This is a genomic window from Streptomyces sp. NPDC055103, from assembly GCF_053607625.1.
Map to the genome: position 1 here is coordinate 86,969 of NZ_JBSGTX010000027.1, position 12,920 is coordinate 99,888.

The following is a 12,920-nucleotide window of genomic DNA, read 5'->3' on the forward strand; positions in this document are numbered from 1 at the left end:
TCGTGACTGCCGCGACACCCGACGCACGTCGTGGCGCAACCACGTGGACGTCGATGTGATCGGCGAGATCGACACCGGAGAGAAACCGATGAACCAGGCTGAAGTGAACTGCCGGGTGTACTGAGAGGTGCTGTCGGCCGGCTCCAAGGGCAGGCCGTCGAGCCGATCTGCGGGGAGAGCGACATGTCGGAGCAGGATGCCACCGCGCAGCCGGGCATTGCGCCCACCGCTCGTCCCACCGCGGGAACCATGTTCGCCGCGCTCTACGGAGAGCTGGTCCCACACGCGTGGCGCGATCCCGCCTCGGAGCACGACGCATACCAGTTGTTCCATCAGCGATCGCTCGCGATGGGCTGGCTCGACGACAGGGCGGGCGCTGGAGAACGGAGCGCCTCTGATGGGCGCACGTACGTCGCGCCGGGGCTGTGGGCCATGAACGACGCGGGGTGGAGCCACCCCCGTGCCGCTCCGGGGCCGAACCTGATCTCGTGGTTCCAGATCGAGGCGAGCGCGTTGGCCGACGACCGGCCGCTTCCTGTACAGCCGTTCCTGCGCTGCGCGCAGGACACGACAGAGCGGATCGGCGCCGTGCGTCTCACCGCGGTCCAGGTCCTTCTGCCGGTGCAGGGGATCGAAGCCTCGGCTCGCCCGCCGTACGCGATGGTGCCGTCCATGCGGACGCCGGACTGGTTCGGCGAGTGCGACCCGGGGGCGCGGGTATCGGTGAAGGTCCGTATCGACGGCGGCCTCGACCCGTCGATCCCGGCGGTGGCGACGCGGTTGGCCCGCCGCGTCGTCCCTCCGGACCAGAACGTGTTCACGGGTGGGCTCGACGAGGTCGTTCCCCCAGGGAGCTTTCCGCCGCCGCCATTCGACGACCGCTTCTGGAACGGTCCGCCCCTGCACGGAATGACGCTCTCCGGCGAGTTGGCGGAGTGGTCCTGTGACGCGGTCGGCTGGCTCGCCGCGACCGTGGCGGATTCCGCCGCGCACATCGGCATCCGTACCCCCGTGCTGTTCACCGTCGCCCGGGCCTGACCGTACGGCGGGTCGCGCCGCCCGGATCGTAGGCTGTGTGTCCCGCCGCCGGCCCCGGGCACGCGGAGGGCACGGCAGCCCCCGACAGGTCTAGCGCAACGACGAAGCCCCAGGTCGCTGACCTGGGGCTTCGTGGAAGTTCCGTCCCGGCTGCCATTTCGAGCCCCTTGGTGACCGCTGTTCACCGCCCCTACTGGCACGTTGTGGCACGGCCGCCCGTGCAGGCGCGGTCGACGGGCTACGTCGCCTTCCCGTCGGCCGCCGGGCGGGTCCTGCGGACCGGCGGGGGGTTCCAGGTGCCGTCGAGTGCCTGGGGTGAAGGTGCGTACAGGCGCATGGTGATCCCCAGGGGGCCGAGCGGTGCGGGCAGCCAGTTGGCCCGTCGGTCCGGGCCCGGGTCGCGGTGGGAGATGTGGATGTCGAGGGAGCCATCGGCGTTGTAGGTGAGGGGATCGCGGTCGCCGAGGGCGAAGCGGTTCAGCTCGTTGGCGGCCTGGAAGCCTTCGGCGTCGTACATGGTGACCGACCAGAACGCCCCGGCGGGCGGGAGCGCGTCGGCGTCGAAGTGGAGGACGTAGTCGTTCTCGCCAGTCACGGGCGAGCCCTCGGCGTCGGTGGCCAGTACGGGGTAGACGGCGTCCTCGGGAGGGTTGGCGCCGAGCCCTCCCGAGGCGACCGCGGCGCGTTTGAAGTAGCTGTTGCCGTAGACGCCCATGGTGTCGGTGGAGGTGCGCCAGCCGTTCGCGGCGGTGCCGAAGGAGGCCAGGGATCCGAGGACCGCCTCACGGGCCGCGCTCGCGCCGGCTTCGATCTGCGCGAGGGCGTCGTCGTCGAAGCGGCTCGCGTCGAAGGCGCGGCCCGGGACGATGCCCAGGTGTGCGATGCGCGCGAGGACGGAGAAGTCGGCGGCGTGCGGCGGGTTGACCGTCATCGCCTGGGCGGCGTGGGTGAAGAACTGCGTCGCGCTGAGGCCGTTGACGAGGGTGAGCGCGTCCGTCTCCACGTCCACACCGGCGTCGGGCACGTGTCCGGCCTGGTTCAGTGCGGTCAGCGTGTAGCCGTTCTGGACCTTGTGGACGGCGTCGTAGTCGGCGGGGCCGTTGGTCTGGGTCCGCCCGATGATCCATACGTACGGGGTCGGCGCGCGCAGGAGCGTTGCTCCCGCCGGCGCCTCGCCATGGTGGCCAGGACCGACGAGGAGGTAGTCCTGGTCGCCGGTGCCGGTGGTGCGCTGGCCGATGGTGGCGAACACATCGGTCCACATGTCCATGAGCGGCAGCATGAAGTACCGGCCGGCGGTGTCGGTGACGTGCAGGGCCACCGGGCCGGCGGTCAGGTCGAGCCAGGCGGTGGAGTACAGGGTGTCGAAGTTGGGCCGGACGACGGCGCGGAAGTCCGCGGGAGGGAACTCGCGCAGGTGGTGGAATCGGTTCGGCGGGCCGTATCCGGGCTTGACGCCTTCGGGCAGGGCGGTGGACTGGCGGCGCGTGACGTCCATCATGACCAGTGGGTACAGGTAGACGTACGCCTCACGGCTCAGGGTTCGCAGATCCGCCGACAGCATGTCCATGCGCGTTCTCACCTTCGCCCCGGGCGGCGGGCGCCGCCCCACGCTTGGCAACCTGCCGGTCGCGAGGTGGCTCCGCCACACGGGTGGACCGTTCGGGTGAGCCCCGGCCCCAGGAGGACGTCAGGCCCAGAAGTCCCGGGCCAGGTCGGCGAAGTCCTCCGCGCGTTCGATCTGCGGCATGTGGCCGGTGGCCGTGAAGAGGTGGGTACGGGCCTTGGGGAAGGCGGCACGGGCGGCGTCCAGGTGGCGGGCGGGGAGGATCCTGTCGTGGTCGCCCCAGACGACGAGCAACGGCAGGTCCATAGCGGCCACCTCCGTCAGCAGTTCACGCCGCCACGGCTCGTGGACCCCGCGCAGGGAGCCGAGGATCTCCAGCATCGCCTCGGCGCCGCCGGGCCGGGAGGCCAGGCGCATCGCGCGGTCGGTCCGCGCGGTGGTGACGAAGCCGGGGTCGTGGAAGACCGCCCGCTCGAAAGCACCAAGCCGTGCTGAGTCTTCACCGGCGGACGCCAGAGTGCTTCCTTGAGGACATCGACCTCGCACTCCTCGCCGGTGGAGGTGTCGGTGACGATCAGCCGCGCGGACAGCGGGTCGGTTTCCCACGCTCGTACCCGACAGCCGCGTTGTTCCAGCCCGGCGCGCACGGCGGCAGCGATCTTCTCCATCGGCTCCGGGTTCTCGGTGGCAACATCGAGGTCCTTGCTGAGCCGGTCGACCAGTCCGTGTGCCTGGACGGCGTAGCCACCCGTGAGCACGAGCGGGTAGACATCGCCCACGGCGAGGACATCCGCGAGGAGCTTGGGAATCACCCGGCACTTCAGCCCCTGCGCCCTCTCTGACCTGCGGGAACGCTGGTTCTGGGCCGTTTCGTCGGTGTCTCGTCGATTCCCCTGTCGTCTGCTGTTCACCGTCCCTCCTGGCACGTTGTGGCACGCGTCCCTGGGTGGGGTGCAGAGAAGTGGCCGAAGCCGAAGCGGAGCGGCGTCGCACACGGGAACCGTGTTGGCTGTATCGAACCCACGACCTCTTCGCCCCTCATGGCGGCGGTCGTCACAACGGCCCCAGCGCATTCACTCCGCCGAGGCCGCCCTTCCGGATCGCCACACGTGAGCGTGCTCGATCCACATTCGATTTTACGACTGTGACGCCGGGCAGGCGAGCGGGTCGACGGGCCATCGGGGTCCGGTTCAGCCGCGTTCCTCTTCCTCGGCCTCCATACGGCGGATTCCCTGGTGGGTGAGGGAGACCATCGAGGGTGTGTTGCCCGGATCCCAGTCGACGGTGATCAGGCCCTCGCCAGCCAGGTAGGTGCAGGCGGCGGCCAGGTCTTCCTCCGGGATGCTCAGATCGTTCCGCAGCGTCCTCCCCGGGACGCCGAGGAGACGGTTGCCTTCGGTGGCTTCGTAGAGGGCGGTCAGGACCCGTTCGCGGTACACCTGCCGCTCGCGGAGTGTCGCCATGATCGAGTCCCTAGGTTCTTGTGAGGGTCCGGTGCTTCTCAGACTTCGTCGACGTGGGTGCCGGTGAGGTTGGACGCTCTGCTGGTGGTGAGCCAGGAGCGGGCGGGTTCTGCGGCGGTTTCGGTGTCGACGGTGAGGTGCAGTCGGGTGCCGCCTTCGGGAACGGGGTAGCTGCGCTGTTCCGTCCCGGCGAAGGAGCGGCGGATCACTTCGGCGACCGCGCGGGCGGCTTCGGGGCTGGCGGCGACGATACGGATCTCGGCGTGTCCGGCCGAGGGCAGGGTCGTGGTGTCGGTGGGATGCAAGGTGCGTGGTCCCTTCGCGGGCGAGCGAGAGGCCGGGCGGGTGGGTTGTCCCGGGTGTCGGGTACCCCACCCGCGGCCTTCGGCCGGAGGAATGGTCTGAGGCGGCCAGGGCCAGGTGCCCGTGAGCCGGCGGCGGGAGGCTTGAGCTGTCGGCGTGGGGTGGCTGTGGCCGGGCGGCCGGATGATGGCCGGGAACGGTTCGCTGAAGTGGTGTGCCGCGATGCGTGCGTCGTGCTGGGCGTTGAGGCGGTGGATCAGGCGCATGCCGAACGCGATCAGCAGGGCTCCTGCCGCGAGCGCGATCAGGGTTTCCATGACGTCACCTCCGCAGGGTGCGCGGTAGCGCGATCATCCGGGCTCCGACGACCGCGTGTCGGAGCGGTGGCTGGGCGGACCCGCCGTCGGTCTCCCAGGTGTCCACGCCGCTTCGGGCGTCGCGCGTACGGCTGCCGGTCGCGGCTTCGTCGGAGATGAGGACATCGGCGGGCCGGACGCTGCCGGGGAGGGCGGCGGCGTTCATGAGCCGGGCGGCTGCGGCGGGTTCGGTCTCGGGTGGGATCACGAGAAGGTCGCAGCGGCCGACGGTGTAGGAGAGCAGGATCATCTTGTCGGGATCCTGTTCGGTGAACCAGCCCACGTGCACGGTGTGCCCGGTGGCGGGAACCGTGTGCGGGACGACGGGCCAGCGGGTGGGGTTCACCGCGACGCGTGTGATGCGTCCGTAGTGCTCCTCCAAGGCGTCGACCAGGGGCGGAAGCTCGGCGGCGAGGTCACGCGAACGAGGCCACCAGGCGCCGTCCAGGAGGCCGGCGAGTGTGGTCTTCGGCGTCAGCGACAGGCGCGCCGAGAGCGGGGGTGCGAGGGCGATGCTCATGATCGCGGACCCGTCTCCGGGCCGCCCTGCAGGGCGGCCCAGTGTCTTGATCGCCGGAAACGACGTCCGCGTGGGAGCGGGTGCTCGAGTTACTCCCGGTAAATCCAGCCTACTCCGCCCCGTCCCCGGACGAGCTGTTCCGAGCAGGTGACTTTCCAGCGGGAAGACCGCCCGGCCGACCGCTGTGAGCCGGGCCGACCGCTGTGAGCCGGGCCGACAGCCGTGAGCAAGACCGCAGACCGTCGGAGTACCGTGAGACCACGGAGGTATCTCGTCGGCCATGAGGTGTCGACAGCCCCGCGCGGACAGGCGGACCACCATGGCCGAATCCGACACCCCCGCCCCTCGCAAGCTCCTTCCGGACGAGATCCACCGAGCGGTGAGGCCCGGCACGGCCCTGCTCCGGCTGCAGACGACCCACTCCCGCGAAGGCGTCCTCGACGGCGCGTGGTGGCCCCGCTCCCGGGACGTCGCGACCGAACTGCCCGCCCTGATCCAGGCGCTCACCACGCACCTCGGCCCCATCACGCGCGTCGGCCTGGACACCGACGCCTGGGAGGCGGTCCCGACCCGTGTGGTCGTCGACGACCATGTCGTGCACCTCGACTCCTTCCCCGTCGGCGACGACACCGTCCTCATCACCCGAGGCGACAACGACCACTTCGCCCTCCTGGTGGTGCCACCGGACACGACACCGGACACGGCACGTGATGCCATGGCCCGTGCGGTCGACGCGGGGAACGTCACCCGAGCTGCTGAGATCCTCGTCGCCGCGCTTCCCGAACCGGCAAGCGGCCATGAGGAGTCGGCGTGATCCGGAAGGCGCGCCCTCCTGCCGCCCTCCGCGCCGACCCGTCCGCACCACCTCCTCCCGGCCCGTACCTCCGTCACCCGCGCCACTCGACCAGGACGAGGGTGGCGTCGTCGGTAGTAGCCTCGCCGCGTGCCCGCCTGAGCGTGTGGGAGAGGTCCCGTGCCACCGCGCGGACGCCTCGGTCCACCTTCTCCAGCCGATTCACCCAGTCGATCAACCGGTCCTCGCCGAACTCCTCCCGCCCGCTCTCGTGTTCTTCGATCAGCCCGTCGGTGAAGCAGAGGACACGATCCCCCGGTTCGAGCGCCACGCCGCTGACCTGCGGCTGTGCTCCTCCGAATCCGACAGGCAGGGTCGTGGGGCTGTCCAGGCGGTGTACGACGCGGTGGTCGCGGATCAGCATGGGGGCGGGGTGTCCGGCATTGACCCACTGGAGGCGTCCCGTGTCCGCGTCCAGCCGCATCATCTGCGCGGTGACGAAGTGATCGGGGGCGAACTGTTCGGCGATGGCCCGGTCCATGAAGAGGTAGATCTCGGACAGTTCGATACTGATCCGGCGGGCGTGCCGGTACGCGCCGATGGCCACGGTGGCCATCGTGGCCGCGTCCAGGCCGTGGCCCATGGCGTCGATCATGGCGAGGTGGAAGGTGTCCCCGTTGAGGGCGTAGTCGAAGCTGTCGCCCGCCACGTCGTACGCGGGCTCCAGAACACCGGCGACGGCGACGCGTGGCGTCGCCATCGACAGAGGCGGCAGCAGCGACCACTGGATCTCGGCGGCGACGCTCATCGGTTCGCTGCGCCGGGTGCGGAAGAAGAGGTCGGTGTGGCTGTTCTTGGCAAGGATCAGATCCGCGATCAGGCCGGCGATCCTGCGCAGGAGGCGGCGGTCGTCGTCATCGACGGCGTCCAGGGTGACGGCCAGGACGCCGGCCTGCTCGCCCCCGTCCAGCAACGGCACCAGGACCCGTACGCCGTCGGGCAGCACGTTTTCCACCGGGCGTGAGGTGAGGAAGCACCGGCCGGCGTCGGAGTGGTCGATGGACTGCGGGTCGCCGCCCGCCAGTCCTTCGCCCCACAGGGGGACAAGCCTCTGTTGCCCGTAGTCCTGGAGCAGGATCTGCGGATCCCGTCCCCCCAGCCGGGCCACCGTGTCGGCCAGGACCGGCCCGACCAGATGGGGCGGCAGCTCGTGCGCATGGTCCAGGAGCCCGCCCAGCAGCCCCTCTCCGAAGCTCTCCGAGCGATCCGGATCCCCGGGCGATCCATCTGTCATCCCACTCCCTCCCGCAGGGCGGCGGACGGGCTGCGTAGCGCCTGCGCTGCTGTTCGGCCGTACGGGCGCACGCCTCTCAGGTGCCGACGCCGGCCGGTGTCCTGCGGACAGGGAAGCCGGGCCTGTTGCGGGCGGTCTCACCATCAGGATGCGCCCGGGTGGCGGGCCACGCCACAGGGGTGTCATCCGTGGGTGCGGCACGTCGGCACCGACGTGCGGAGGGACCGGAGGCCCTGGCACGGCTGGACAACTGTGAAGCCCCAGGTCGCTGACCTGGGGCTTCGCAGAAGAGCGGATGACGGGAATCGAACCCGCGCTATAAGCTTGGGAATCTTCGACGCGCGGGGCATCCGTAAGGCATCTGACCTGCGGAAACGGTCTGCCGAAAGGGCTGCCTCGAGGGTCCGCCCATACCGGTATTGACCGCTGTTCGCCGCTCCGAAGGGCACGGATAGGGCACCGTCCGCTGGTCTGGGTCGTGCGGCACATCCCCGACCTCGGTGGTTGCGCCTTGTCTCCTGAAAGCGTGAGCCTTGACGCAAGGGAATCTGGGTAGGAGACTGCTTGCGTGTTCCCTCCTGGTTTCGTGAGGGGAGGCGCAAGGAGATGGTCATGGAACTGCTGTCGGTGAAAGAGGCTGCGGCCCTGCTCGGGGTGGATGATTCCCGTGTCCGTCAGTTGCTGCATGACGGGAAGCTGCAAGGGCAGCGAGTCGGTGGTCGTTGGCTGGTTGCCGGGGATGGTGTCCGGGATCGCAAGGACCGGGGCCCTCGTTCGCGGAGACCGCTGTCGGCCCGCAATGCATGGGGCGTTCTGGCGGTGCTGGACGGTCATCAGCCGATGAGCCTGTCCGATGCCGAGAAGTCCCGGGTGAGGACGCGGTTGCGGAACCTCCTTGCCCACGGGCAACTAGCTCCGGCCCTGCTCCAGGAGCTTCTTGCCGCCCGCGCCGAGGTTCGCTCGTACCGCGTTCATTCAGGCGTACTGCCGGTTCTGCTCGCCGCTCAGGATGTGGTGAGGGGGGGGGTGAGCGCTGCGGCGCAGGCGGGGGCGGACTACATCGCTCTCGGCCGCGCGGAGATCTACGCGCATCCCGACAGGGTCGACAGGCTGGAAGCTGAGTTCGGCATGGTCCGTGATGAAGAGCGGGGCAATGTCTCGGTCCGAATCCCCCCGGCGGAGATGTGGTCGTTCCTCTGCTCAAGGTCTGAGACGCCTGGGCAGGGCCATGACGCCCCCGCCTCAGTAGTGGCGGCCGACTTGCTGGACCGCCACGAGGGCCGAGCCGCCGCTGCCGCAGCTGGGTTGCTTGAGCCTCTGCTGACTCGCTACGCACAGCCTCGGAGGGTGTGATCATGGCAGCCGATTTGCCCGACGTGCGACTGGAGTCGGACCTGTTCACCGGTCCACTGGTGGAGTTGTGGGGCGTGCTGTTCGACCTTTCGGAGCAGGTGCCGGATGCCTGGTCGCTGATCGGTGGGCAGATGGTGCTCCTGCACGGCCTGGAGCACGGTCGGACCCCACCGGCGGCGAGCGCCGACCTCGATGTCCTGGCTGACGTGCAGTCGGACCAGCAGAGCTTGCGCCGTTTGGTCGCGGCGCTGGAACGGCTCGGGTTCTCCCCCGCCGGCATGTCGCCGCAGGGCAACCTGTTGCACCGCTATCGGCGTGGTGTGGAGCCGCAGCGGTTGGTGGTGGATCTGCTGGCGCCCGACAACCTCGGCCCCCGTGCAGACCTCACGACGACGCCGCCCGGCCGCACACTGGAGGTGCCGGGCGGCCGGCAGGCCGCGCAGAGAACCGAGGCTGTGAGTGTGCAACTGGGGCCGCGGACCGGCCGGATCCGTCGACCCAGCCTGTTGGGGGCGATCGTGGCGAAGGCTGCGGCGGTGAGCATCAAGACCGCTTCACCGGAGCGCCACTACCGCGATCTGGCGTTCTTGCTCTCGTTGCCCGCCAATCCGCTGCAACTCAGAGATCAACTCGACAAGGGCGACCGTAGGAAGCTCGCGTTCGCGAAAGCTCTGCATGATTCGCAGCATGCCGCGTGGCGTCAACTGCCCGACGAGAGTGTGAGGGCTGACGGCCAGGCCATGTACGCATTCTTGTCTCCGTCTCCGTCTCCGTCTGCGTGACGTGAGGGCGGCCGAGCGCCCGTGACCTCGTCGCCGTCGAGGCGGTGCGCAAGTGGTGCGGGACTCCTGGACCGGTCTGGACAACGACTAAGAAGCCGTATCTCAACCGAACATGATCGCTTGATTTTTGCTGATCAGGCATGGTTTTGGTCGGGGTGAGGGAGGCATCCGGCGTTCTGTTTCCGATTGTTCGTCGAGGGTGTGCGATGGCGTCGATGCTGAGGTTGCTGGAGGCGCGGGAAGCGTCTGCCCGCGAGCGGGTGGAGGTCCTGCGGGAGGAGGCGGCCCGTGCGGTTGCGGTCTTGGAGGCCGGTGAGATCGAGCTGGACCGGCGGGTGATCGCGCGCGAGGAACTCGTCGAGGCCCTGGCCGCATCCGCCGCCGAGACCACTGGCGTCACGGAGGCCGAGGGCGAGGGCGAAACGGCTCTCGTCCCCGCGCCTGCGTCCGCGGCGGTGCCGGGTGCGATCGTGCCGCACTGGCGGGAGGGGCTGTCGGTGTCGGTGCTCTCGCCGGACAATCAGCGGATCTTGAACGTGCTTCAGGACCGGCCGGGTCTCGAGCCGGTGCGGGCCAAGGACATCGCGGCGGCCCTCGGGATCGAGGCGGCGGCGGCGAAGGTCGAGGGAGTGCGGTCGAAGGCGAAACGCCTGGCCGAGCGGGGCTGGTTGCTCCAGGAGGCGTCGGGCGCGTTCAGCGCCGGCCGCAGGCTCGTGGCCTCGCCAGGCGGCGACCCATCCGCGTGATCATCGACCACTGGATCATCGCCTCGCTGGTCGCGGGCAGCGTCTCGTAGTCCCGGCACAAACGCCGCGAGTGCATCAACCAGCCCAGGGTCCGCTCGACCACCCACCGCCTCGGCAGCACCACGAACCCCTTCGTATCGTCGGTCCGTTTGACGACTTCCACGGCCAGGGCGAGTTTCTCGCGGGCCCAGTCGATGAGGGATCCGGTGTAGCCGCCGTCGGCCCAGACCAGGCAGATGTCCCGGTGCAGCTCACGCAGCCGGGTCAGCAGGCCGGTGGCCGCCTCGCGGTCCCCGATGTTCGCGGCGGTCACGGCCACGACCAGCAGCAGGCCCAGGCAGTCAGTCACGATGTGCCGCTTCCGCCCATTGATCAGCTTCCCGCCGTCGAAGCCGCGTGAGGCGGCTGGCACCGTCGCGGCGGCCTTCACCGACTGCGCGTCGATGATCCCCGCCGTCGGCTCCGCCTCCCGCCCCTCGCGCTCCCGCACCCGGCCACGCAACCGGTCGTGGAACTCCGCGACCAGACCGTTCTCGCGCCAGCGGCGGAAGAAGGCATAGACCCGGGCCCAGTCAGGGAAGTCGGCGGGCATCGCCCGCCAGGAAATCCCGCCCGCGACCAGGTAGCGGATCGCGTCCAGCATCTGACGGTGGCAGTAGCCCTCGGGCTGCCCGCCCCGGCCCTCCAGCCAGGAAGGCGTGGGCAGCAAGGGCCGCACCGCCACCCATTCCGCGTCCGTCATGTCCGACGGATACCGGCGCTGCCGGTCGGAATGATCGGCAGCGTTGCCGTACAAGTGCGCGAGGCAATCGCACGACACGACGGACGGGTTGAAGTCGACAGGCGCAACCGCGTACACATGTGACAACAGGGCCTCCTGGAGCTGCTCGGATGGGGTCGCACCCCCGAGCTACCAAGAGGCCCTGCCTTCATACACCTACCGCCGGAAGATCACCCGACCAGGAACCCTGTTCGACCCGCACGTTCCAAGATCGGTTGAGATGCGGCTATTTACGGCTTGGCCGGGTCAGGCCACGGGATCTTCCGGGCGCAGTGGGACCCGGCGACCAGCACCATCAGGGCAGCGGCTGTGCCAGCGAGCGTCATGACCGTGGATGGGGAGGAGTGGTCAACCACGACGCCTCCGACCAGCGCCCCGATGGAAATGGTGGCCTGGAACGAGGCGGTGAAGAGCACGGAAGAGGCTTCGGGTGAATCGGGAGAGGCCTTGGCGAACCAGGTCTGCGAGCAGACAGGCACGGCACCGTAGGCAACGCCCCACAAAACCAGCAGGGCCACGGCGCCGAGATCATCCTTGCCGAGCACCGGGAGCAGCACAGTCGCGCCGGCGATCATCAGGGCGGCGGCTGCGAAGGTGCCCATCGGATACCGCGCCACAGCCGATCCGCCCAGGAAGTTCCCGGCAATTCCCGCAGCTCCGTACACGAGCAGATAGACCGTGATGAGCCCGGCGCTCACATGAGTCACCTGCTCCAGGAACGGAGTGACATAGGTGTAGGCACCGAAGTGGGCGAGCACCACAAGGAACGTCATCACCAAGGCAAACCGAGTATTGACACTCCTGAGCATGCCCGTGAGCGCACTCAGACGAGTCGGCTCATCGGCCGGCAGCGGCGGGACCACCAGGAGCAACATGGCGAAGACACAGAGGGTCAGAATCCCCATGATAAGAAACGCGGTACGCCACCCCGCAACGTCTCCGATGAACGTACCCAGCGGGACTCCGAGCACGGACCCGAGAGGCACCGCGGAGAAGATCACGGCGGTTGCCCGGCCCACCGATTCGGCAGGAACCAGCCGGCTGGCCAGCCCCGCGCCGATGGACCAGAAACCACCGATGGTGACCCCGACTAATACACGTGAGACCAGGACCAGCCAGTAGCTCGGCGCAACCGCGGCCAGGAAATTCGCCAATGCCAGCAACAGAATAAACGTACCCAGCATGAGCCGACGATCGATGCGCCCCGTGGCGACAGTTACCACGGGCGCCGAGACCGCGGCCAGAAAACCAGGCATGGTCATCATCAGACCAGCCATTCCATCGGAGATGGTGAAACTCGAGCCAATCGAGGTCAAAAGGCCGATCGGCAGGATCTCGGTGGTGACGATCGAGAAGATCCCCAACATCACCGAAATCACCGCCAGCCACGATACCAATCGTGATCGAGCCGGCAATGAAGGCGAGTCGATGGAAGTGGTGGTTGCTGTGGACATGAATCCCGTCCTGTGTTGGGCATCACATGAAGTGTGAGCACTATTTCAGCAGGAACAGGAGCCACCTTCTGGCAGTTTCGCGACGTCAACAACGGCTTCCGCGTCCGACACGTCCGAGGGATACCGGCGTTCCCGGTTCGGACGGTCGGCCGCGTTGCCGTCCACATGCGCCAATCACACGATGGAGCTGCCGAGTTGAACTGAACGGGCTCGGACGCGTACAACAACGACACCAGGGCCTCCCGGCACTGCTCGGTTAGATTCGCATCCCCGAGCTACCGAATAACCCTGCCTTCATGCGCGCACAACGGGAAGATCACCCCGGCGGGAAACCTGTTCGACCCGCACGTTCCACGATCGGTTGAGATACGGCTTCTAACCTCGATCTTTCGTGATGGTCCGTCGGTTTCTCCGGTGGGCCGTTTCGGTTGTTCGGGCTGGTCGTGGGCACGGCGGTGGCCCGGCTGTCG

General features: G+C 68.7%; 13 protein-coding genes and 1 pseudogene. 5 read left to right on the top strand and 9 right to left on the bottom strand.

Features of this window, described 5'->3' with window-relative positions:
- Positions 1-183: 183 nt before the first annotated feature.
- Positions 184-1,038: a hypothetical protein gene (locus ACWFR1_RS18990; protein WP_453552530.1), complete on the top strand. Its 855-nt coding sequence runs from the start codon at positions 184-186 to the stop codon at positions 1,036-1,038.
- A 238-nt stretch (positions 1,039-1,276) separates the two neighbouring features.
- Here ACWFR1_RS18990 and ACWFR1_RS18995 read toward each other — a convergent pair whose 3' ends face one another.
- The 6 genes and pseudogenes from ACWFR1_RS18995 to ACWFR1_RS19020 form a co-directional block, all read right to left on the bottom strand.
- The gene (locus tag ACWFR1_RS18995; RefSeq protein WP_453552532.1) at positions 1,277-2,608 is read right to left on the bottom strand and encodes a DUF1254 domain-containing protein; all 1,332 of its coding nucleotides are present in this window, start codon (positions 2,606-2,608) and stop codon (positions 1,277-1,279) included.
- Between the two features lie 120 nt (positions 2,609-2,728).
- Positions 2,729-3,022 carry an alpha/beta fold hydrolase gene (locus tag ACWFR1_RS19000; protein WP_453552534.1) on the bottom strand — a complete coding sequence of 98 codons (294 nt, stop codon included), beginning with the start codon at positions 3,020-3,022 and terminating at the stop codon, positions 2,729-2,731.
- Positions 3,023-3,078: 56 nt separating this feature from the next.
- A pseudogene (locus tag ACWFR1_RS19005) lies at positions 3,079-3,429 on the bottom strand (nucleotidyl transferase AbiEii/AbiGii toxin family protein); the annotation flags it as partial.
- Between the two features lie 366 nt (positions 3,430-3,795).
- Positions 3,796-4,068, bottom strand: a complete 273-nt coding sequence (locus tag ACWFR1_RS19010; RefSeq protein ID WP_453552536.1) for a hypothetical protein — start codon at positions 4,066-4,068, stop codon at positions 3,796-3,798.
- 38 nt (positions 4,069-4,106) lie between these two features.
- A complete protein-coding gene (locus ACWFR1_RS19015) occupies positions 4,107-4,373 on the bottom strand; it encodes a hypothetical protein (RefSeq protein WP_453552566.1) in 267 nt (88 codons plus the stop codon).
- 319 nt (positions 4,374-4,692) lie between these two features.
- Complete coding sequence (locus ACWFR1_RS19020) at positions 4,693-5,247, bottom strand: DUF5994 family protein (protein WP_453552538.1); 555 nt, start codon at positions 5,245-5,247, stop codon at positions 4,693-4,695.
- 319 nt (positions 5,248-5,566) lie between these two features.
- Here ACWFR1_RS19020 and ACWFR1_RS19025 point away from each other — a divergent pair, with 319 nt between their 5' ends.
- A complete protein-coding gene (locus tag ACWFR1_RS19025; RefSeq protein ID WP_453552540.1) occupies positions 5,567-6,061 on the top strand; it encodes a DUF5994 family protein in 495 nt (164 codons plus the stop codon).
- A gap of 73 nt (positions 6,062-6,134) precedes the next feature.
- Here the strand turns inward: ACWFR1_RS19025 and ACWFR1_RS19030 are convergent, their stop codons facing one another.
- Positions 6,135-7,334, bottom strand: a complete 1,200-nt coding sequence (locus ACWFR1_RS19030) for a PP2C family protein-serine/threonine phosphatase (RefSeq protein ID WP_453552542.1) — start codon at positions 7,332-7,334, stop codon at positions 6,135-6,137.
- Positions 7,335-7,946: 612 nt separating this feature from the next.
- Here ACWFR1_RS19030 and ACWFR1_RS19035 point away from each other — a divergent pair.
- The 3 genes from ACWFR1_RS19035 (at position 7,947) to ACWFR1_RS19045 (ending at position 10,215) form a co-directional block, all read left to right on the top strand.
- Entirely contained in the window at positions 7,947-8,687 is a 741-nt protein-coding gene (locus ACWFR1_RS19035; RefSeq protein ID WP_453552544.1) for a helix-turn-helix domain-containing protein, read from the top strand.
- Between the two features lie 2 nt (positions 8,688-8,689).
- A complete protein-coding gene (locus ACWFR1_RS19040; protein WP_453552546.1) occupies positions 8,690-9,469 on the top strand; it encodes a hypothetical protein in 780 nt (259 codons plus the stop codon).
- Between the two features lie 206 nt (positions 9,470-9,675).
- Positions 9,676-10,215 carry a hypothetical protein gene (locus ACWFR1_RS19045; RefSeq protein WP_453552548.1) on the top strand — a complete coding sequence of 180 codons (540 nt, stop codon included), beginning with the start codon at positions 9,676-9,678 and terminating at the stop codon, positions 10,213-10,215.
- Here ACWFR1_RS19045 and ACWFR1_RS19050 read toward each other — a convergent pair.
- The gene (locus tag ACWFR1_RS19050) at positions 10,163-10,957 is read right to left on the bottom strand and encodes an IS5 family transposase (protein WP_453552550.1); all 795 of its coding nucleotides are present in this window, start codon (positions 10,955-10,957) and stop codon (positions 10,163-10,165) included. The two genes, ACWFR1_RS19045 and ACWFR1_RS19050, sit on opposite strands and share 53 nt — an antisense overlap.
- Before the next feature lie 269 nt (positions 10,958-11,226).
- The gene (locus ACWFR1_RS19055) at positions 11,227-12,450 is read right to left on the bottom strand and encodes an MFS transporter (protein WP_453552552.1); all 1,224 of its coding nucleotides are present in this window, start codon (positions 12,448-12,450) and stop codon (positions 11,227-11,229) included.
- Between the last annotated feature and the right edge of the window lie 470 nt (positions 12,451-12,920).